Below are 21,150 nucleotides of genomic sequence, written 5' to 3'. Positions count from 1 at the left end.
GATCCTCATCGATCTGAAGATCAGGCTCAGTTCAGGATGGAGTGATTCTCCAGATACCAAACGGCATCTGCGGGTCAAGCCGCGTCCACTGGGTCTTGCCGTACCAGGTCCAGCGGTGGCCGCTCATCAAGTCTTCGCCTTGGGTCTGGGCGTCATCGGGCAAGCCCATTTCCCACAACGGCAACTCAAAATGCGCCTCTTGGGCGTTGAATGGGTCGAGGTTGACGGCGACCAGAATGAAATTGCTGCCGTCTTCACTGCGTTTGCCGAAGTACAGGATGTTGTCGTTCCAGGCGTTGTACAGCTTCAGCCCCAAGTGCGTGTGCAGCGCGGGGTTCTGCCGGCGAATACGGTTGAGCTGGGCGATTTCGGCAATGATATTTCCGGGGGCGGTGTAGTCCCGTGGGCGGATCTCGTATTTCTCTGAATCCAGATACTCTTCCTTGCCCGGGACCGGTGCCGCCTCGCACAGCTCAAACCCCGAATACATGCCCCACAGGCCCGAGCCCATGGTGGCCAGCGCCGCGCGGATCAAAAAGCCCGGGCGGCCGGACTCATGCAGGAAGCCTGGGTTGATGTCCGGTGTGTTGACGAAGAAATTCGGCCGGTAGCATTCGCGCCACGGCGACTCGTTCAACTGCGCGAAGTATTCACTCAACTCGGCCTTGGTGTTGCGCCAGGTGAAATAGGTGTAGCTCTGGGAATAACCGACCTTGCCCAGGCGCGCCATCATCGCCGGCGTGGTGAATGCCTCGGCCAGGAAGATTACGTCGGGGTGCTTGGCGCGCACATCGCTGATCAACCATTGCCAGAACGGCAACGGCTTGGTGTGTGGGTTGTCGACACGGAAGGTCTTCACGCCCTCTTCCACCCAGCCCACCACCACGTCGCGCAACTCGGTCCACAGGCTCGGAATCGCGTCAGCCGCATAGAAGTCGACGTTGACGATGTCCTGATACTTTTTCGGCGGGTTTTCCGCGTATTTGATCGTGCCGTCCGGACGCCAGTTGAACCAGCCCGGATGCTCTTTGAGCCACGGGTGGTCCTGGGAACACTGGATGGCAAAATCCAGCGCGATTTCCAGGCCATGGTCGGCGGCGGCCTTGACCAGGCGACGGAAGTCGTCACGGCTGCCCAATTGCGGGTGGATGGCGTCATGACCACCCGCCTCGCTGCCAATTGCGTAGGGGCTGCCAGGATCATCCGGGCCCGCCGTCAGGGCATTGTTCTTGCCCTTGCGATGGCTGCGGCCGATAGGATGGATCGGCGGAAAATAGAGTACGTCGAACCCCATGTCGTGGATCATCGACAAGCGTGAGTGCACATCCTTGAAGGTGCCGTGGCGCGCCGGATCGTCGGTGATCGAGCGGGGGAACAGCTCGTACCAACTGGCAAACTGTGCGGCGCTGCGCTCAACGTCAATCGGGTAGGCGGGGCTGATGCTCAGGTAGGCGCGGTGGTCGGCCTGGGTCATCAGGTGTGCACTTTCTTCGTGCAGGAACTGCGCAACCTGCTCGGTTTCCAGCCGGCCTGCAAGCTCGTGGTGCAACAACATCAAACGATCGCGCAATTCGTTGTCACTGCGTTCAGCCGCTTGCAAGACCAGGCTGCGGCCCTCCTGCAACTCCAGGCTGACGGGCACCCCGGCCTCATGTTTCTTGCGCAGTTCGTAACAGAAGCTGGCGAAGGTATCGATCCAGGCTTCGATGCAATATTCGTGAAGGCCTTGCTGTGCAACGGTAAACGCGCCTTCCCAGCCATTGTTGCCGACATCGGTCATGACCACGCTGTGCCAGCTTTCATCCTGCAGCGGGCGCCAGCGGATCAGTACGGCGAGCTTGTCATGGCCGTCGGCGAACACCTTGCTGGTAACGGTTACCCGCTGCCCAACCACAGTTTTTACGGCGAATTTGCCGCCGTCGATTACCGGGGTGGTGCTTTCGATAGCGATCCTGGGCAACAGCAACGCCTGGGACAGCGGCAATGGTGAATGGTCTGGAGCCAGTGTTTCAGCAGTCATCGAGCATCTTCCCCTTACGCCCTGTGGACGCTCTTTGCTTGATCCGAATTCTGATACGGCGACGCTCTCCCTGAGCAGGGCCGTAATAGGTCCGAGCCTGTGGCCAGGTGAAAAGTTCAGGTGGATATGCCGCCATTGGGCGGGGAATCAATTCTCCCCCGCGGTTGTCCACCGATAGAGCAAAGCACAAAGGAGGCCACACCGATGAATATCCCGATCCCGGCTGAAACGCCTGACCCGAATATCGACAACCCGACCCTGCCGCCCAGCGAACCGCAACCGATTCCGGAGAAAGAGCCACCGGAAAATGAACCGCCGCCCGTGCAAGAGCCGCCCACCACTGTGCCGCCGGTCATCGTCTGAAATAAACCTGGCGAACACGCACTTGCCCGCAATCAAGCACTTTGCGGGCAAGCACTACAGACACTTCCTACGATCGGTAAAGACAGCTCTTAACTCTACGCCCCTCCTCATCATCAGAAAATCTGCTCGCGTGGACCTCGGCCTTGCTTCTGTTTGGCGCGGTCCCCTTCAATCACAACGCGAGTGCTGACCATGTCGATAACATCGTTGCCCCCCCAGGCTCCCCTGCCAATGCTGTCGAACCCCAACCCGACGGGCTCAAATGATCCCGCACCCAAACAGCCACCCGAAGGGCTTCAACGCGACAGCCTCAATAATCCCCGCAAACCGCTGCACAATGAAACGCCTCAAAGCCCCTTGACCGCCGAGACGCCGACAACGTCGGAACCTTCGCCAGACGTCATCGCCAAGATGAACAGAATCACCGAACTGTTAAGCCCGGACAGTCTCATCCAGATGATGCGCGATCCATACGCCAGGAACACTGCGCAGAGCCTCAAGGACATGCGGGAGTTGTTGAGCGAGGAATCACTTAACACCCTGACCAGTGACCCTGCCGAGATGTCACGTTTGCGGGATAACATCGGCCAGTTATTAAGCGAAAAACACATCCAGGCCAGACAGGCTGAAGCCGCAGTGATCCCAAACCCCAACCTGACGCAAGAAAGGATCCGGGAACGCACGCGCAAGGTCGACCCCACAGAAAGCTACGTGGCTTACAAGCAAATCGAAACCGAAAGGCAACAGGAGCGTGCCAATGCTCAACAGCGCATCCGGCTGAGCACCCCGCTCAGCAAAAACCTGATGGCTATTGGCAAGCCATTTCAGAACGCCGAGACCGACCGCAACCCAGCGGCAAAATCGAAAGCCCTGCAACCCAAGGAGGACAGCACGCCCTCCGGCATCGACAAAAACCCGGCGGATGCCAACACCGGAGCCTCAGCCGACGCCGTCACCAAAATGAACAGAATCAACCATCTGCTAAGCCGCGACAGCCTCATCCAGATGCTGCGCGAACCGGATTCCGAGCAAACCACGCAGCGCAAAACCGAGTTGCAGGAACTGTTGAGCGAGGACTCGCTTAAAACCCTGGCGACGGATCCCGTAGAACTGGCCAAGCTGAAAAACACCATCAGCCAAATCTTCAGCGAGACCCATCTGCAAGCCCTGCAACGCGAGGCCGATGCCATGCCAACGTCAGCACCGCCGAAGGCCGAGACCGACAGCAACCCTTCGGCAAAATCGAAAGCCCTGCAACCCAAGGAGGACAGCCAGCCCTCCAGCATCGACGAAAGCCCGGCGGACGCCAACACCAAAGCCTCAGCCGACGCCATCACCAAAATGAACAGAATCAACCACCTGCTAAGCCGCGACAGCCTCATCCAGATGCTGCGCGAACCGGGTTCCGAAGAAACCGCACAGCGCGGAGCCGAACTGCAGGAACTGTTGAGCGAAGACTCGCTTAAAACCCTGGCGAAGGATCCCGCAGAACTGGCCAAGCTGAAGAACACGATCAGCGAAACCTTGAGCGAGGCCAGCCTGGAAGCCCTGAAACGCGAGGCTGCGGCCCTTCCAGGGTCAGCGCCGCCGACTGCACAGGTGCACAAGGACGCGCCGCAGCCCGAGACCGACTCATCCGCCGAGCTTGCCCCCGCAGATCCGGGCAATACCGCGGTGCCCCGCCCTGCAGGCACGCCGCAGATTTTCAGCTACAACGACCTCAGCGCGAACCCTGGGGCGGTGATGAGCTTTACCTCAGGCACAGACAAGATCGATCTGAGCGGCATTCGCACGCAACTGGGTGAAAAGCCGTTGCCATTGGTCGAGCGTTTCTCCGGCGTCAGTGGCGAGATGACGATTAATTACTACGCGGGCAGCAACACCAGTTTCGTGACGATTTCGCGCAAGCCGGGTGAACCACCGTTCGAACTGAAGGTATTGGGCGAAGTGCGCTACCGGGACATCCAGGCCTGATAGCCACTCACTCGTCCTTTTCCAGCCGCTTGACGATCATCGGCATCACGCTGAACACCGCCAACGCGAGCAACGTACTGAGCACCGCCGTCGATTCACGCCCCAGCCCCGCTGCCACACCAATGGCAGCGGTCATCCACAACCCGGCGGCGGTGGTCAGGCCTTTGACGTGCTGGCCTTCTTCATCTTCCTTGCCCTTGAGAATCGTCCCCGCCCCGAGGAAACCAATCCCCGCAATGACGCCCTGCAGCACCCGGCTCATGGCATCGGCCTGGCTACCCGACATCTGCGGCACCAACACAAACAATGCGGCCCCCATTGCCACCAGCATATGAGTGCGCACACCGGCTGCCTTGCCCTTATGTTCACGCTCAAAACCCAGAATGCCGCCCAGGACCGCGGCGATCAGCAGGCGCACGGTAATCTGAGTGAGCTGGCGTGCATCACCGATATCGGCGAACTCGGCGTGCAGGGTTTGCAAGACTTCTTGCCACCAGGCGTCCATGAATGCGCTCCTTTGTCAGGGTGGGTAAAGATTGCCGTCAAAGCATGGACAGCAGCGACCGCCAGTCAGTTGCCTGGAACGCCTGGCAACGCCGTGCACCCTAACGATCACCAGCCTTTGCAAAGGAGATCAGCATGCCAGTCCGTATCGAACATCAGACGTGTTATTTCAAGGTCAACGACGATGGTCAGGAACAGAGTTTGCCGGCGGGTGAAGTCACGGTCAGCACGGATGTTGGCAAGTCCATGTCCTACGTGGCGCTGAGCGGCGAGCAGATTTACATCACCGAAGCGGAGGCCGACGCGCTCACAGTGGCCGGTGCAACCGATGGGCGCCAGCACAAGAAGGTCACCGAGCCTGGTTCGGCGATTTAATTGATCTGTATCAGCGCACGCTCAATACTGCTGCACCCTAGGCGCCATGGCGTGCAGCAGATTGTCGCAGGCGCGCGCAAAAAGCCCATCTGATCCGCTTTTTATCGCCATACCTGAGCCTGTTATGCAAACAGCTCGGCGCTCATAGTTCATCGGCCTGATGGAGGCTGATGAGCGAACGACCATGAGCGAAAGAATCCCAACCGTGGAAACCTTTGAGCCACTGCACCCAAAGAAGGTCAAGGCCAAATCCAGTGACAACCTGATCCATACCCGCAGCTTCAGCGGCCTGTACCGCACCTTGCGCGTGAGTGGCGCCGCTGTGCTGTTCCTGGCGTTTTTTGGCACCGTGTGGCTGAACTGGGGTGGGCGCCAAGCCGTGCTTTGGGACTTGGCGGAAAGCAAATTCCACATCTTCGGCGCGACTTTCTGGCCCCAGGATTTCATCCTGCTGTCGGCGCTGCTGATCATCTGCGCCTTCGGTCTGTTCGCGATAACCGTATTTGCCGGCCGCGTATGGTGCGGCTACACCTGCCCGCAAAGCTCGTTTACCTGGCTGTTCATGTGGTGCGAAAAGGTCACCGAAGGTGAGCGTAACCAACGCATCAAGCTGCAAGCGGCGCCGTGGAGCCTGGCCAAGCTCGCGCGGCGTTCGGCCAAGCACACCCTGTGGCTGGGCATCAGCGTACTGACCGGGCTGACCTTTGTCGGCTATTTCACCCCCATCCGGCCGTTGGCTACCGAGCTGTTGACCTGGCAAATGGGCGGCGTGAGTCTGTTTTGGGTGCTGTTTTTCACCGGAGCCACTTACATCAACGCCGGCTGGCTGCGCGAAGCGGTGTGCATGCACATGTGCCCGTATGCACGCTTCCAAAGCGTGATGTTCGACAAAGACACCTTGACCATTTCCTACGACACGGCGCGCGGCGAACAGCGCGGGCCGCGCAAGCGCGACGCCAGGCCGGCCGACGTCGGCCTGGGTGATTGCATCGACTGCCAATTGTGTGTGCAAGTGTGTCCCACCGGTATCGATATCCGTGACGGTCTGCAAATGGAGTGCATCGGCTGCGCGGCGTGCATCGACGCCTGCGATTCGATCATGGATAAGATGGGCTATGCCCGTGGCCTGGTGAGCTATACCTCCGAACACCAACTGCAAGGTGGCAAAACCCGCCTGCTCAGGCCGCGGCTGATCGGCTACAGTGCCGTGTTGCTGGTAATGATCGCGGCATTGGTGGTGGCCCTGGTGGAACGTCCGATGGTGTCGCTGGACGTCACCAAGGACCGCGGCATGTTCCGCGAAAATAGCCAGGGCTTGATTGAGAACATCTACAGCCTCAAGGTCATCAACAAGACCCAGCAACGCCAGGCCTATCGCCTGGAACTGGTCGACGCTGAAGGCTTCCAGTTGCAGGGCAAGACCGAGATCAGCCTCGCGCCGGGCGAAATCAGCGATATACCGGTGTCGGTCGCTTTACTGGCCGACAAGCCGGCGAGCAGTTCGCAAACCCTGCGATTCAAGGTGACGGATGTGGACGAGCCCTGGATCTACAGTGCCGCCGACAGTCGCTTTGTGGCACCGATTAACCGCTGAGGTAGAGCGGAATATGCCCAGACTCAACGGCGCAGGCGGGCTTGCTCGGCGTGTACCCACTGAAAATTGTTTAAGGCTCCGATGAAACGCTACGAAAAATTCGCCGATGACATCGCAGAACTGATCCGCTCCGGCGTCCTCGGGCCCGGCCAGCGGGTACCGTCGGTGCGCTACGCGAGCCAGACCTACGGCGTCAGCCCGTCCACGGTGTTCCAGGCCTACTACCTGCTGGAGCGCCGTGGCCTGATCCGTGCACGGCCGCGTTCCGGCTACTTCGTCAACACCCATGCACCGAGCCCGTTTTCCGAGCCTGTGGTGAGTGAGCACGTGCATGAGTCCACCGAAGTGGATGTGAGTGAGCTGGTATTTTCGGTGCTCGACTCCATCAAGGACCCCACTACCGTGCCTTTCGGCTCGGCCTTCCCCAGCCCGATGCTGTTCCCGCTGCCCCGCCTGGCCCGCTCCCTGGCCAGCGCCAGCCGCGAGATGGACCCGCGCCTGGTGGTCACCGACATGTCGCCGGGCAACCCCCAACTGCGGCGACAGATTGCCCTGCGCTATATGGTCGGCGGCCTGATGCTGCCCATGGAAGAGCTGCTGATCACCAATGGCGCCCTGGAGGCGCTGAATTTGTGCCTGCAGGCCGTGACGGAACCGGGCGACCTGGTGGCCATTGAAGCACCGGCGTTTTATGCCTGCCTGCAAGTGCTGGAGCGGCTGAAGCTCAAGGCGGTGGAAATTCCCGTGCACCCGCGCGACGGCATCGACCTGAACGCCCTGGCGAAAAGCCTGGAACGCTACCCGATCAAGGCTTGCTGGACCATGACCAGCTTTCAGAACCCGATGGGCGCGACCTTGCCGGAGGCGAAAAAACAGGCATTGGTGGAACTGCTGCGCACCCATCAAGTGCCGCTGATCGAAGACGATGTGTACGCCGAGTTGTACTACGGGCAACACGCGCCAAAGCCGGCCAAAGCGTTCGACACCGAAGGGCTGGTGATGCACTGCGGCTCGTTTGCCAAAAGCCTCGCGCCGGGCTACCGCGTCGGCTGGGTGGCGGCCGGGCGCTTTGCGCAAAAGGTCGAGCGGCTGAAGCTGATGACCTCGTTATGCCCGTCAATGCCGGCCCAGGCAGCCATTGCCGACTACTTGCAACACGGTGGCTACGACCGGCACTTGCGCAAATTGCGTTACGCGCTGGAGGAACAACAAAGCGCCATGCTGGCCGCGATCGCGCGTTACTTCCCGGCACAAACGCGGGTCAGCCAGCCGGCCGGCGGTTATTTCCTGTGGCTGGAATTGCCGGAGCAAACCGACTCGTTGAAGCTGTTCCAGATGGCCCTGGCCCAGGGCATCAGCATTGCGCCGGGGCCGATCTTCTCGGCAACCCAGCGCTTCAGAAATTGCATTCGCCTGAACTACGGCAGCCCCTGGACCGAGGCGTCGGAGAAGGCCATGGAGACATTGGGGCGGATTGTACGCTCGTTTTAAACTGGAACTCAGATAAAGGAAAAACCACCTACAACGGCGCGCACGTTCCAGCAAAAGTGTGTGTCCTTGATCTCAACCAACAGGTTTATTTCCATGTATATGTCTGTCACTTCCGCGGTCCTAAGGTTACCGTCCATCCCACCCCACTACATGCGTGCAGAGGAACAAAAACACCTGCGCGAGATGACGGGGCCTGTTAGCCGCTCAGCAGTAGATCACCGTTCGGCAGACCGGATCATCGAACAAAGTGCGGTAACCCGACGCTTCCTGGATGGCCGCGAACATTACCTGGTGGGCGATGACCTCAAGTTGCAGGTAGGCGATTGGACCAATGCCAATCCTGCCCCGCAAGCAAGGGCCGATGCGGCCTACAACCTGGACAAAGTATTACGCTTTATCGACAACGTAGATGATCGAAGCCTGAACGCAAGCGTCAGTCGCAATGGGCAGATCGACGGGTTTTCCGAGAGTGGCTACAGCTACGTGGACAACTCCGAGGCCAGCCTGCTCAGACGGTTTTCCTGGTACGGGTATGAAGAACTGCGCCACCAGCCCACCTGATGACGCGGTACGTTAACGGCCGCCGGCCAAATCCACGAATGTCCCAGTGGCGTAGGAAGCCTTATCCGACAACAACCAGATAATCGCTTCCGCCACCTCATCCGGGCGCCCGCCACGGGCCATGGGGATACCGGACTCCAGCTTGCTGACCCGGTCCGGGTCCCCGCTCAAGGCGTGAAAGTCGGTAAAGATATAGCCAGGGCGCACCGCGTTGACACGAATCCCCTCACCCGCCACCTCTTTGGACAGGCCAATGGTGAAACTGTCCAAGGCACCTTTGGAGGCGGCATAGTCGACATATTCACCCGGCGCACCCAGGCGTGACGCCGCCGACGACACATTGACGATACTGCCGCCCTGCCCGCCATGCTTGGGCGACATGCGCAGCACCGCGTGCTTGGCACACAGGATCGGCCCCAGCACGTTGGTCTTGATGGTTTTCAGGATGCGAAACTCAGACATCTCATCGACCCGCGACTTATGCCCGACAGTGCCGGCGTTGTTGACCAGGGCGGTGACACGCCCCAATTCAGCATCCACACGGCTGAACAACGCGATCACTTCATCTTCGATGCTCACATCGGCACGCACGGCAATCGCCTGCGCACCCAGCGCGCGGACCTGATCCAGCATGCGCTGGGCAGCGGCTTCATCGGACTGGTAGTTAAGGCAAATGCGATAGCCCTGGCGAGCGGCCAGCAACGCGGTCTCGGCGCCGATACCACGGCTGCCCCCGGTGATGATGAGGACTTTGTCCATGCGTGCGGTCTCCTGAGTCAACCTGATCGTTAGGGTTGGCCCCAAGAATACCCGTCACCCAGTGCTTTTGTCAGGCGTTAACGCCTCTTCGGCGCGCTGGATGTCGGCCATGAAACCCTCCGCCGGCAACGGGTGGCCCAACAAATAGCCTTGCAGGGAATTACAACCCAGGCGGGTCAGGAAACTCTGCTGCACATCGGTCTCCACACCTTCGGCGACGATTCGCAGCCCCAGCGCCTGGCCGAGCGCCACAATGGCCGAGACGATAGCGGCATCATCGCTGTCGTGTTCCAGGTCGCGCACGAAACCGCGGTCGATCTTCAACTCGTTGGCCGGCAGGCGCTTGAGGTACATCAGGCTCGAATACCCGGTGCCAAAGTCATCAATGGACAGGTCGACGCCCATGTCCGCCAGTTGCTGCAACACCATCATGCTCGCATCGGCATCGCTCATGGCGGTGGTTTCGGTGATTTCCAGGGTCAGGCTGTTGGCCGGCAACTGGTGACGGTCCAGGGCTGAAGCGACACTTTTTACCAACCCGGCATGGCAGAACTGCAACGCCGACAGGTTGACCGCAATGCGCCAGTCTTCATAGCCCTGCAGGTACCACAGGCGCATCTGGCGGCAGGCTTCGTTCAGCACCCACTCACCGATGGGAATAATCAAGCCGGTCTTTTCCGCCAGTTCGATAAAGGTGGCCGGCAGCATCAACCCCTGCTGCGGATGCTCCCAGCGCAGCAAGGCTTCAGCGCCAATCGCAATACCGCTGAGCGCATCAAACTTGGGCTGGTAATACAATCGAAACTGCTCGTGCTCAACGGCGTTGCGCAGGTCTTGCAACAACTGCAATTGCTTGCGCGCGTTGGTGTTCATCGACACATCGAAGAAGCTGTAGCCATTCTTGCCCATACCCTTGGCGTGGTACATCGCGGCGTCGGCATTCATCAACAGTTCTTGAGGGGTGTTGCCGTTGCCCGGAAACAAGGCAATGCCGATGCTCGCGGAAATATTCAGCTCATGTTCGGCGACCTTGAACGCACGATTGATCAGCCCGACCTGACGTTCGGCCAGGCCCATCGCATCATCCGGCTGCGTCAATTGCACCAGCAGCACGAACTCATCGCCGCCGATACGGGCCAGGGTGTCCTGACTGCGCAGGTCCTCGCGCAGACGCAGGCCCACCTCCCGCAGCAACTGGTCGCCCATGTGGTGACCAAACGCATCGTTGACGGGCTTGAAGCCATCCAGGTCGATAAACATCAGGGCAAAGCACCCGCCCTGCTCCTTCACTGTCTGGATAGCTTGTTGAATTCGGTCGGCGAGCAAGGTGCGGTTCGGCAGGCCGGTGAGCATGTCATGCAGGGCCAGGTGGGTCAGTTCCTGGTTGGCCAGGGTCAGGGAGTCGGCCAGAACGGCGGTGCGCGCTTCGAGGCGGGCATCCAGCAGCGAGGTCAGCAGCGCGATGATCAACACCGCCAATGACGTGATCAGCACCAGGTTATCCAGGCCCTTGCCGCTCAGGCCGGTCAACGCAGCGCCACAAAAACTGTCGTCGGCAAAGCGTGCTGCAGCCATGCCGGTGTAATGCATGCCTACGATTGCAATGCCCATGATCACCGCAGCGCCCCCGCGTGCCAAGCGCACGTAAGGGGTGTTGCGCCGCAGGTTGAAGGCGATCCACAGGGCAGCGCCAGAGGCGACTACCGCAATCAGCAACGAAGCGCCGAACAACGTGGGGTCGTAGTCGATACCCGGGGTCATGCGCATCGCCGCCATGCCGGTGTAGTGCATGCTGCTGATGCCCGCCCCCATGATCAGCGCACCAAACGCCAGCTGCCACGCAGGCAAGCGGGCCTGACTGACCAGCCATAGCGCGAAGCCGCTGGATAACACGGCGATCAGCAGCGACAGCGCGGTAATCCCCAGGTCAAACCCGAGGGCGAACGGCAGGCGCAACGCCAACATGCCGATAAAGTGCATCGACCACACGCCTGTGCCCATTGCCAATGCGCCACCCGTCATCCACACATAAACCGCGCGGCCCTGGGCGGTCGCGAGGCGGCCGGCCAGGTCCAGCGCCGTGTAGGACGCCAGGATCGCGACGAACAGGGAGATCACGACCAGAGAGGGGGAATAGCTACCGATCAGCATGGGAGTTCTCAAGACTGACGGGCGTGGGACGCCCGTGCCAGGTGGCAAAGCGGGCGATTGTAGCGAGAATAAATCTTGGCGAGTTGATTAATTATCAGAAGGCCAGCATCGGCGTTTTGACGTCAATCCAATGGCTGTAAAGCGCCGGTTTCAGTGGGGTTGGCGTCACTCCTTATTGGCTATCGAGGTCACCCCGTCCCATCCACCGCCCAACGCAGCAATCAGTTGCACACTCGCCACCAACCGCGTTTGCAACAGCGTCAGCACCGTGCGTTCGTTACTCAACGCCGTCGCCTGCACGGTCACCACATCCAGGTAGGCAATCAGCCCGGCCTTGTACTGGTTTTGCGTCAACCGCAACGACTCCCGCGCCGCGTCCAGGGCTTCATTGCTGACAACGGCCTCATCCTCCAGCACCTTCAACTGCACCATGTAGTTTTCCACTTCGCGAAAACCATCCAGCACCGTCTGGCGGTACTTCGCCACCGTCTCGTCATACGAGGCCTCCGTTCGGTCGACTTCCGCCGAACGCTGACCACCGTCAAACAGGGTCATCGCCAACTTCGGCCCCACTGACCAGAAACGGTTAGGCAAGCTGATCCAGTTGGCGTAGGTGCTGCTGGAATACCCCCCCGCCAGGCTCAAGGTCAAGTCTGGATAATAAGCCGCCTTGGCCACGCCAATATTGGCGTTGGCGGCGATCACCGAACGTTCGGCCGAGGCGATATCCGGGCGACGTTCCAGTAATTGCGACGGCACGCTGACTGGAATTTGCGGCAGTGCGGGGATGTCTTTACTGACCGCCAGATTGAAGCTGGCCGGCGCCTCGCCAATCAATACGGCGATGGCGTTTTCCAACTGGGCACGTTGCCAGATCAGGTCGATCAGGCTGGCCTGGGTGGTCTTGAGCTGGGTTTGTGCCTGAGCAATCGCATCCTTGCCGGACACACCGGCGCGGTACTGGTTTTCGGTCATTTGCAGCGAACGCTGGTAGGCGTCCAGCGTGGCTTGCAACAAGCGGGTCTGTTCATCCATGACGCGCAGTTTCAAATAGCTTTGCACCAGCTCGGACTGCTGGCTCAGGCGCATCGCCGCGAGGTCCGCCGAGCTGGCCTCGGCCGTGGCTTCATTGGCTTCCAGGCCGCGGCGCAACTTGCCCCACACATCCGCTTCCCAACTCACGCCCAATTGCGCGTTGAGGGTGTCGCGAATACCACTGCTGGAACTGCTCAGGCTGGCACTGCTGCTGCCGGTCCCCTGGCTGGCGCGGGTCTTGCCGACGCTCAGGTCCACGCTCGGGAAAAACGCCCCGCGGGCGCTGCGCACCTGGGCCTGGGCCTGACGGAAGCGCGCTTCGGCCTGGGCGACGGTCTGGTTGGCATTATTGAGGCGTGTCACCAGCTCATTGAGCTGGCGGTCGCCATACAACTCCCACCAGGCGCCGCGAGCCAGCGAGTCACTGGGCGTGGCCTGACGCCAGCCCTGGGCTTCCTTGAATTGCACCGGCTCGATGACCGCCGGGCGCTGGTAATCCGGGCCGATGGCGCACGCGCTGAGCAGCGCGCCGCACAGCACCAGGCTGGCGACGCGGGAACCACGCGGCATACTCATGGCCAATTTGGCAAACGTTGAATCGGTCATAGCGCAGTGTCCAAGGCAGCATCAGTACGCACACCGCGCCAGGCATTGAAGCGGTGGCGCGCGCGGTCAAGATAGAGGTAAACCACCGGAGTGGTGTAAAGGGTCAGGATCTGGCTGAACACCAGGCCGCCGATAATGGTCAGGCCCAGCGGCTTGCGCATTTCCGCGCCGTCGCCGGCGCCGAGCAGCAACGGCAAGGCGCCGAGGATGGCGGCAAGCGTGGTCATCAGGATCGGTCGCAAGCGCAACAGGCAGGCGCTGCGAATGGATTCCAGCGGGCTCATGCCGTCATGACGTTCCAGTTGCAAGGCCAGGTCGATCATCAGGATCGCGTTTTTCTTCACCACCCCGATCAGCAGGAACAGCCCCAGCAGGGAAATCAGGCTGAATTCGCCGCCCAACAGGTAGATCGACAGCAACGCGCCCACACCGGCCGATGGCAAGGTCGAAAGGATGGTCAGCGGGTGAATGTAGCTTTCATACAAAATGCCCAGCACCAGGTAAACCGCCACCAATGCCCCAAGGATCATGAACGGCTGGCCTTTCTGGGTCGCCGCAAACGCATCGGCGGTACCGGCCATCTTGGCGATCACGTCTTCGGGCAAGCCCACTTTGGCAATCGCGCGCTCAATGGCGGCGGTGCCCTGCTCCACCGTCACCCCAGGGGCCATGTCGAAGGCAATGTTTTCCGAAGCGAACTGGCCTTCATGACTGACGCGGTCGTCCGCCAGGCTGTTTTCGTAATGGGCAATGGTCGACAACGGGACCCGCGCGCCGGTGGACGTAATCACCTGCATCTGGTTCAGGGTAATCGGGTCCTGGGCGTATTTCGGGTTGACCTCCATCACCACCTGATACTGGTTGAGGCTGTCATAAATGGTCGAGATCTGCCGCTGGCTGTAGGCGTTGTTCAGCACCGCCGTGACCATGTTCATGTCGATACCCAGGCGCTTGGCCTGGTCGCGGTCGACCACCAGCGTCACCTGCGCCGCACCCCGCCCTTCACGGGCGTCGATGGCGGTCAGCTCCGGCAATTCGCGCAGCGCGGCGACCACTTTCGGGTACCACAGGCGCAGCGCGGCCAAGTCACCGCTTTGCAGGATGTAGGAGTATTGCGCACTGGTCTGATCGCGACTGCCGCCAAATTGCAGGTCCTGGTCGGCCATGAGGAACAAGCGCCCGCCCGGCACCAGTGGCACGTCCTTGCGCAAACGCTCGATCACCGCCTGGGCCGAGATCTTGCGTTCGGCGATCGGCTTGAGGCGCACCAGCATCACCGCGTTGTTGGTGCCGTTGTTGCCACCGATAAAACCGGCCACGCTGAGCACCGCCGGGTCCTTGAGGACCGCCTTGCGGAACGTCTCCATTTTCGGCTGCATCACATTGAATGACAGCCCATCGTCGCCACGCACAAAGCCGATCAACTGGCCAGTGTCCTGCTGCGGCATAAAGGTTTTTGGCACCACCACATAGAGCGCGACGTTCACGCCCACGGTAATGAACAAGCTGAGCAGGGTCAGGCGCCGGTGGCGCAGTACCCAGTCCAGGCTGGTCGCATAGGCTGCGACCATGCGGTCATTGACCTGCTGGCTCCAGCGCTGCAAGCCAGTCATATGCCCCTTGATATGGGGCTTGAGCCAACGGGCACAGAGCATCGGCGTCAAGGTCAGCGAGACGATCAACGAGACAATGATCGCGGCCGACAAGGTGATGGAAAACTCACGGAACAGGTTGGTGACAATGCCGCCCATAAACAGGATGGACAGGAACACCGCCACCAGCGATACGTTCATCGACAGCAAGGTAAAGCCGACTTCCTCGGCGCCCAGGTAGGCCGCCTTCATCGGCGGCACCCCCTCGCCGATGTGCCGGGAAATGTTCTCCAGCACCACGATGGCATCGTCCACCACCAGGCCGGTGGCCAGGATCAGCGCCATCAGCGAGAAGTTGTTCAACGAGAAGCCGAACAGGTACATCACCGCAAAGGTGCCCACCAATGACACCGGCACCGCCAGGGTCGGAATCAATGACGCGCGGAAGTTACCCAAGAACAGGTAAACCACCAGCACCACCAGGGCCACGGCAATCAGCAAGGTCATCTCGGCTTCATGCAAGGTCGCGGTGATCACCGGCGAGCGGTCCATGGCCAGGTTGAGTTTGACGCTGGACGGCAGCACCGCCTGCAGGGCCGGCAACTGTGCCTTGATTTGTCGGACCGTCTCGATGATGTTGGCGCCGGACTGGCGGTTGATCACCAGCAACACCGCCGAATCATTGTTGAAAAAGCCACTGTTGTAGCGGTCTTCCACGCCGTCACTGATCGTGGCCACGTCGCCCAGGCGCAGGGCCGCGCCGTTCTGGTAGCGAATCAGCAGCGGTTCGTAGTCCTTGGCCTTTTCCAACTGGTCGTTGGCCTGGATCTGCCAGTTGCGCTCGCTGTCTTCCAGGGAACCCTTGGGCCGCCGCTGGTTGGCATTGGCGATGGTGTTGCGCACATCGTCCAGGGCCACGCCGTACTGGTCGAGGGCCTTGGGTTCAAGCTCGATGCGCACCGCTGGCAAGGAACTGCCGCCGATCTGCACTTCACCCACACCCGGCACCTGGGACAGGCTTTGCGAGAGGATGGTCGACGCCAGGTCGTACAACTCGCCCTTTTTGAGCACGTCGGAGGTCAGCGAGAGCACCATGATCGGTGCCTGGGACGGGTTGATCTTCTTGTAGGTCGGCATGCTGCGCATGCCACTGGGCAACAGGTTGCGCGACGCGTTGATCGCCGCCTGCACTTCCCGTGCGGCGCCGTTGATATCACGGTCGGAATCAAACGCGAGGATCACCCGCGTGGAGCCCTGGCTTGACGAGCTGCTCATGGTGGTAATGCCGGCAATCGCGCCGAATGAGCGTTCCAACGGCGTGGCCACGGTGGACGCCATGACCTCGGGGCTGGCGCCGGGCAAGCTGGCCGAAACCACGATCACCGGAAAGTCGATCTGCGGCAGCGGCGATACCGGCAGCAAGTTGAAGCTGACGCCGCCGAGCAACAGGATCGCCAGGCTCAGCAGCATGGTTGCTACCGGGCGGCGAATAAACGGTCCGGACAGGTTCATGACTCAACCGGCTCCAGGCTTTGCGGCTCTTTGCGCCAGCGCCGGCCAAGACGGTCGAAGTACAGGTAGATCACCGGCGTCGTGAACAGCGTCAATACCTGGCTTACCAACAAACCGCCCACCATCACCAGGCCCAGAGGCTGGCGCAGTTCAGCGCCGGAACCGGTGGCCAGCATCAAGGGCACGGCACCAAACAACGCGGCCAGCGTGGTCATCAGGATCGGCCGGAAACGCAACAGCGCCGCTTGATAGATTGCCGTCTGCGGGTCGAGGCCCTGGTTACGTTCGGCGTCGAGGGCGAAGTCGATCATCATGATCGCGTTCTTTTTCACGATACCAATCAGCAAAATAATGCCGATGATCGCGATCATGCCCAGGTCATTGCCACTCAGCAGCAAAGCCAGCAAGGCCCCCACCGCCGCCGACGGCAAGGTGGAGAGGATGGTGATCGGGTGGATGTAGCTCTCGTACAGCACACCCAGCACGATGTACATGGTGACCACCGCCGCCAGGATCAGCAGCAAGGTGCTCGACAGTGACGCCTCGAACGCCTGCGCCGCCCCTTGGAACTGGGTCTGCACGCCTATCGGCATGCCGATGTCTTTCTGGGTCTGGTTGATCAGCTCCACACCTTTGCCCAGCGCGACGCCGGGGGCCAGGTTGAATGACATCATCACCGCCGGGAACTGGCCGATATGCGCGATCGCCAACTGCGCCTGACGCTGTTCTACGTGGGCCAGGCTCGACAGCCGCACCTGGCCGCCGTCAGTGGTTTTCACGTGGATCTGGTTCAGCGCGGCAGGCCCGAGGGTTTCACCGGATTGAGCCTGCAGCACCACGCGGTATTGGCTGGCCTGGGTGTAGATGGTGGAAATCTGTCGCTGGCCGAAAGCGTCATACAGCGCATCGGTGATGGTCGACACACTCACCCCCAGGCGTGAGGCCGCATCGCGGTCGATGACCAGGAACACCTGCAACCCCTTGTCTTGCAGGTCGCTGGCGACGTCGGTCAGCTCCGGCAACTGGCTGAGGGCGTGCACCAGTTTGTCGCTCCACAACGCCAACAGCTCGGCGTCGGGCGACGACATGCTGAACTGGTACTGGGTGCGGCTCACGCGGTCTTCAATGGTCAGGTCCTGCACCGGCTGCATGAACAGGCGGATACCCACCAGCTTGTCGATTTCCGGCTGCAAGCGCGTAATCACCTGGGCTGCGCTCAAATCGCGCTGGCCGTGGGCCTTGAGGTTGATCAACAGGCGCCCGCTGTTGAGAGTGGCGTTATCGCCATCCACACCGATGTAGGAGGACAGGCTTTCAACGGCCGGATCGGCCAGGATCACCTTCGCCAGTTCCTGTTGACGTTGGCTCATGGCGGCAAACGAAATCGACTGTGGCGCTTCAGAAATCCCCTGAATCACCCCGGTGTCCTGCACCGGAAAAAACCCCTTGGGCACCACCAGGTACAGCACCACGGTCAGGCCCAGGGTAGCGATGGCCACCAGCAGGGTCAGCGGCTGGTGCTTGAGCACCCACTGCAACTTGCGACCGTAGGCTTCGATCAACCAATCGATCCAGGCGCCGCTGGCCTTGTAGAAACGGCTTTGTTCATCTTCCTTCGGCTCGCGCTTGAGCAGCCGCGCGCACATCATCGGCGTCAGAGTCAGCGAGACCACCAGGGAAATCAGGATCGCCACCGCCAGGGTGATGGCGAACTCGCGGAACAGCCGCCCGACCACATCGGCCATGAACAGCAGCGGGATCAATACCGCGATCAACGACAAGGTCAGGGAAATCAGCGTGAAGCCGATCTGCTTGGCACCCTTGAGGGCCGCCGTCAGTGGCGTATCGCCTTCCTCGATATAACGCGAGATGTTCTCCAGCATCACGATGGCATCGTCCACCACAAAACCGGTGGCGATGGTCAAGGCCATCAGCGTCAGGTTATTGATGGAGAACCCCGCCAGGTACATCACGCCGAAGGTGCCCACCAGCGACAACGGCACGGCGATCGACGGAATAATGGTCGCGCTGACACGGCGCAGGAACAGGAAGGTCACCATCACTACCAGTGCAATGGCGATCAGCAGTTCATGCTGTACGTCCTTCACCGACGCACGAATGGTTTGAGTGCGGTCGGTGAGTACCGTCACGTCCAGGCCGGCCGGCAGGTTGTCGGTGATGCTGGGCAGCAACGCCTTGATACGGTCGACCACCTCAATCACGTTGGCGCCCGGCTGACGCTGGATATTGAGCAGCACGGCCTGGTTTTCATTGGCCCAGGCGGCGAGGCGTTCGTTTTCTGCGCCGTCGACGATTTGTGCTACGTCTTTAAGGCGCAGCGGTGCGCCATTGTTGTAGGCCAGGATCAATTCGGCGTATTGCTGGGGCGACACCAACTGGTCGTTGGCGTCGAGCATCGACACCCGAGTCGGGCCATCGAAGTTGCCCTTGGGCTGGTTGACGTTGGAGGCGGCGATCAGGGTGCGCACGTCCGACAGGTTCAAGCCAGTGGCGGCCAGGGCCTCGGGGTTGACTTTGATACGCACGGCCTGGCGCTGGCCACCGGCGATGCTGACCATGCCGACGCCGCTGATCTGCGCAATCTTTTGCGCCATACGCGTGTCGACCAGGTCATTGAGCTTGGGCAGCAACATGGTCTTGGAGGTAATCGCCAAGGTCAGCACCGGGGTATCCGCAGGGTTGACCTTGTTGTACACCGGCGGCGCCGGCAAATCCTTGGGCAGCAGGTTGGTGGCGGCGTTGATTGCAGCCTGCACCTGCTGCTCGGCGACATCCATATTGATATCGAGGTTGAAGCGCAGGGTCAGCACCGACGCCCCGCCGGAGCTGGTGGACGCCATCTGGGTCAGGCCGGGCATTTGCCCGAACTGACGCTCCAGCGGTGCCGTGACCGCGCTGGTCATCACATCCGGACTGGCGCCGGGGTACAGGGTCATCACCCGGATGGTCGGGTAATCCACTTGCGGCAAGGCCGATACCGGCAGCAAGCGATACGAGATGATACCGGCGAGGACAATCGCCAGCATGCTCAGCGTGGTGGCAACCGGACGTAGAATAAACAGCCGCGACAGGTTCATGAACCGACCTTTTGCGCCTTGCCGGTGTTAGCCCCGGTCTCCCCTTTTGCTGCGGGTTTGCCTTGCAAGTGTTCGGTCGGCGTGGTCTGTACGTCGCTGCTGTCGTTGACCACTTCGATTTCACTGCCGTCTTTCAAGCGGTCGGTGCCTTCCAGCACCAAACGGTCGCCGGCCACCAGGCCTTCCTTGATCACCGTGTTGTCGCCATCGGTGTCACCGATCACGAGGGGCTGAACCTTGACCTTCTTGTCGCCATCGAGCTTGTAGACGAAGGTGCCGTTATTGCCGAACTGAATCGCCGCGGAAGGTGCGAGCACGACGTTATGCAGGGTATCGGCCAGCAGGTGCACGTTGACGAACTGGTTGGGGAAGAGTGCCTGGTCCTTGTTATCGAAACGGCCCTTGAATTTCAGGGTGCCGGTGGTGACGTCGATCTGGTTGTCGAGGCTCTGCAACACGCCGACAGCCTGCTTTTTCACGTCGCCACGGTCCCAGGCTTCCACGGGCAGCTTGTTGCCGGCGTGATAACGGCTGAGCACGGTGTCCAGCGTGTTTTCCGGCAAGGTGAACGCCACGCTGATCGGCTGGGTCTGGGTGATCACCGCGAGGAACGTGGTGTCGTTGGCGGCGACCAGGTTGCCCACATCGACCTGACGCAGGCCGACGCGGCCGCTGATCGGCGCGCGAATCTTGGTGAATTCGAGGTTGAGCTTGGCGTCATCCACCGCGCCCTGGTTGGTCTTGACCGTGCCCTGGTACTGCATGACCAACGCTTCGGCGGTGTCCAGGGTCTGTTTGGCGATACTGTCCTGGGCATACAGGTCGCGGTAGCGCTGTACATCAACTTGTGCATTTTTCAGCTGAGCCTGGTTCTGCAACAGCGTGCCTTGGGCCTGCAGCAAAGCGTTCTGGTAACTGCGCGGGTCGATTTCCGCCAGCAAGTCACCGGCCTTGACCATCTGCCCCTCTTCAAAGGCGATCTTCACCAGCTCACCGCCCACCCGGCTGCGTACATTAATGGTGTTGAGCGCGGTCACCGTGCCCAAAGCCTTGTAGTACACCGGAAACTCACCCAGCACCGCCGGCGCCACGCGCACCGGAATCGGCCCGGTGGAACCGCCGAAGCCCGGGCGCATCATCCCCGACTTGCCGGCATGCCCGGCCGGCTTTTTCTCGGCAGTATCCTTGGTGCTGCCGGGCCAGAATTTCCAGCACAGGCCGGCGATAACCAGCAGCACGAGCAGGCCAAACAGCCAGCGGCGGGAGTTGCGGGGGGAGGATTGCATGGATTGATCAACCATTGGGCGCGAGAGCTTCTTCTTTGGGAGGCTGAAAGATAAGCACTGGAGCGCATTAAGAAAAGCGCCTTTACCGGCTATTTACCTTGGGCTTACAACTTTTAACTTCTGACCTTAGTCCGTTCGCTATTTCATTAAACCGCTGACGGGTAAATAAAAACGGCCTGGACTAGGCCAGGCCGCAATCATGTATCAAGCGTGTTACTGCAAAACGACA

General features: G+C 60.7%; 14 protein-coding genes. 6 read left to right on the top strand and 8 right to left on the bottom strand.

Going from position 1 to position 21,150, the window contains the following annotated elements; translation table 11 throughout:
* Nucleotides 1-31: 31 nt before the first annotated feature.
* Nucleotides 32-2,020, bottom strand: coding sequence for an alpha-1,4-glucan--maltose-1-phosphate maltosyltransferase (locus CPH89_RS23785; RefSeq protein ID WP_053256318.1), 1,989 nt, complete (start codon nt 2,018-2,020; stop codon nt 32-34).
* A gap of 204 nt (nt 2,021-2,224) precedes the next feature.
* Here CPH89_RS23785 and CPH89_RS30450 point away from each other — a divergent pair, with 204 nt between their 5' ends.
* Nucleotides 2,225-2,383, top strand: a complete 159-nt coding sequence (locus CPH89_RS30450) for a hypothetical protein (protein ID WP_167422759.1) — start codon at nt 2,225-2,227, stop codon at nt 2,381-2,383.
* A gap of 192 nt (nt 2,384-2,575) precedes the next feature.
* Nucleotides 2,576-4,357, top strand: coding sequence for a M10 family metallopeptidase C-terminal domain-containing protein (locus tag CPH89_RS23780; RefSeq protein WP_081006370.1), 1,782 nt, complete (start codon nt 2,576-2,578; stop codon nt 4,355-4,357).
* 7 nt (nt 4,358-4,364) lie between these two features.
* Here the strand turns inward: CPH89_RS23780 and CPH89_RS23775 are convergent, their stop codons facing one another.
* A complete protein-coding gene (locus CPH89_RS23775) occupies nt 4,365-4,862 on the bottom strand; it encodes an MgtC/SapB family protein (protein WP_053256320.1) in 498 nt (165 codons plus the stop codon).
* 134 nt (nt 4,863-4,996) lie between these two features.
* Here CPH89_RS23775 and CPH89_RS23770 point away from each other — a divergent pair, with 134 nt between their 5' ends.
* The 4 genes from CPH89_RS23770 to CPH89_RS23755 all read left to right on the top strand — a co-directional run bounded on the left by CPH89_RS23770 (nt 4,997) and on the right by CPH89_RS23755 (nt 8,882).
* The gene (locus CPH89_RS23770; RefSeq protein ID WP_053256321.1) at nt 4,997-5,236 is read left to right on the top strand and encodes a DUF3203 family protein; all 240 of its coding nucleotides are present in this window, start codon (nt 4,997-4,999) and stop codon (nt 5,234-5,236) included.
* Nucleotides 5,237-5,420: 184 nt separating this feature from the next.
* Nucleotides 5,421-6,830, top strand: a complete 1,410-nt coding sequence (ccoG, locus tag CPH89_RS23765) for a cytochrome c oxidase accessory protein CcoG (RefSeq protein ID WP_053256322.1) — start codon at nt 5,421-5,423, stop codon at nt 6,828-6,830.
* A gap of 81 nt (nt 6,831-6,911) precedes the next feature.
* Complete coding sequence (gene mapR / locus CPH89_RS23760) at nt 6,912-8,321, top strand: GntR family transcriptional regulator MpaR (protein WP_053256323.1); 1,410 nt, start codon at nt 6,912-6,914, stop codon at nt 8,319-8,321.
* A gap of 150 nt (nt 8,322-8,471) precedes the next feature.
* On the top strand, nt 8,472-8,882 hold the full coding sequence (locus tag CPH89_RS23755; RefSeq protein WP_232005405.1) for a hypothetical protein: 411 nt from the start codon (nt 8,472-8,474) through the stop codon (nt 8,880-8,882).
* A gap of 12 nt (nt 8,883-8,894) precedes the next feature.
* On the opposite strand, the gene CPH89_RS23750 is transcribed toward CPH89_RS23755, so the two are convergent.
* From CPH89_RS23750 to CPH89_RS23725, 6 genes are all read right to left on the bottom strand, one after another.
* Nucleotides 8,895-9,641, bottom strand: a complete 747-nt coding sequence (locus CPH89_RS23750) for an SDR family oxidoreductase (protein WP_053256324.1) — start codon at nt 9,639-9,641, stop codon at nt 8,895-8,897.
* 54 nt (nt 9,642-9,695) lie between these two features.
* Complete coding sequence (locus CPH89_RS23745; RefSeq protein WP_053256325.1) at nt 9,696-11,792, bottom strand: putative bifunctional diguanylate cyclase/phosphodiesterase; 2,097 nt, start codon at nt 11,790-11,792, stop codon at nt 9,696-9,698.
* A gap of 165 nt (nt 11,793-11,957) precedes the next feature.
* Nucleotides 11,958-13,433, bottom strand: a complete 1,476-nt coding sequence (locus tag CPH89_RS23740) for an efflux transporter outer membrane subunit (protein WP_053256326.1) — start codon at nt 13,431-13,433, stop codon at nt 11,958-11,960.
* Entirely contained in the window at nt 13,430-16,537 is a 3,108-nt protein-coding gene (locus CPH89_RS23735) for an efflux RND transporter permease subunit (protein WP_053256327.1), read from the bottom strand. The genes CPH89_RS23740 and CPH89_RS23735 overlap by 4 nt, the downstream gene beginning before the upstream one ends.
* Complete coding sequence (locus tag CPH89_RS23730; protein WP_053256328.1) at nt 16,534-19,635, bottom strand: MdtB/MuxB family multidrug efflux RND transporter permease subunit; 3,102 nt, start codon at nt 19,633-19,635, stop codon at nt 16,534-16,536. Before CPH89_RS23730 ends, CPH89_RS23735 begins: the two co-directional genes overlap by 4 nt.
* Nucleotides 19,632-20,936, bottom strand: coding sequence for an MdtA/MuxA family multidrug efflux RND transporter periplasmic adaptor subunit (locus tag CPH89_RS23725; RefSeq protein ID WP_053256329.1), 1,305 nt, complete (start codon nt 20,934-20,936; stop codon nt 19,632-19,634). The genes CPH89_RS23730 and CPH89_RS23725 overlap by 4 nt, the downstream gene beginning before the upstream one ends.
* Between the last annotated feature and the right edge of the window lie 214 nt (nt 20,937-21,150).

Source organism: Pseudomonas fluorescens (assembly GCF_900215245.1).
Lineage (GTDB): Bacteria > Pseudomonadota > Gammaproteobacteria > Pseudomonadales > Pseudomonadaceae > Aquipseudomonas > Aquipseudomonas fluorescens.
Note: the sequence above shows the minus strand (reverse complement) of the source record. Positions and strands in the feature narration are given on the sequence as shown.

Excerpts from the sequence above, each read along its gene's own strand:
- CPH89_RS23740 (WP_053256326.1), bottom strand. The coding sequence starts at position 13,433 with ATGACCGATTCAACGTTTGCCAAATTGGCCATGAGTATGCCGCGTGGT.
- CPH89_RS23725 (WP_053256329.1), bottom strand. The coding sequence starts at position 20,936 with ATGGTTGATCAATCCATGCAATCCTCCCCCCGCAACTCCCGCCGCTGG.
- ccoG (WP_053256322.1), top strand. The coding sequence starts at position 5,421 with ATGAGCGAAAGAATCCCAACCGTGGAAACCTTTGAGCCACTGCACCCA.
- CPH89_RS23750 (WP_053256324.1), bottom strand. The coding sequence starts at position 9,641 with ATGGACAAAGTCCTCATCATCACCGGGGGCAGCCGTGGTATCGGCGCC.
- CPH89_RS23775 (WP_053256320.1), bottom strand. The coding sequence starts at position 4,862 with ATGGACGCCTGGTGGCAAGAAGTCTTGCAAACCCTGCACGCCGAGTTC.
- CPH89_RS23770 (WP_053256321.1), top strand. The coding sequence starts at position 4,997 with ATGCCAGTCCGTATCGAACATCAGACGTGTTATTTCAAGGTCAACGAC.
- CPH89_RS23745 (WP_053256325.1), bottom strand. The coding sequence starts at position 11,792 with ATGCTGATCGGTAGCTATTCCCCCTCTCTGGTCGTGATCTCCCTGTTC.
- CPH89_RS23780 (WP_081006370.1), top strand. The coding sequence starts at position 2,576 with ATGTCGATAACATCGTTGCCCCCCCAGGCTCCCCTGCCAATGCTGTCG.
- CPH89_RS23755 (WP_232005405.1), top strand. The coding sequence starts at position 8,472 with ATGCGTGCAGAGGAACAAAAACACCTGCGCGAGATGACGGGGCCTGTT.
- CPH89_RS23735 (WP_053256327.1), bottom strand. The coding sequence starts at position 16,537 with ATGAACCTGTCCGGACCGTTTATTCGCCGCCCGGTAGCAACCATGCTG.
- CPH89_RS30450 (WP_167422759.1), top strand. The coding sequence starts at position 2,225 with ATGAATATCCCGATCCCGGCTGAAACGCCTGACCCGAATATCGACAAC.
- CPH89_RS23785 (WP_053256318.1), bottom strand. The coding sequence starts at position 2,020 with ATGACTGCTGAAACACTGGCTCCAGACCATTCACCATTGCCGCTGTCC.
- mapR (WP_053256323.1), top strand. The coding sequence starts at position 6,912 with ATGAAACGCTACGAAAAATTCGCCGATGACATCGCAGAACTGATCCGC.
- CPH89_RS23730 (WP_053256328.1), bottom strand. The coding sequence starts at position 19,635 with ATGAACCTGTCGCGGCTGTTTATTCTACGTCCGGTTGCCACCACGCTG.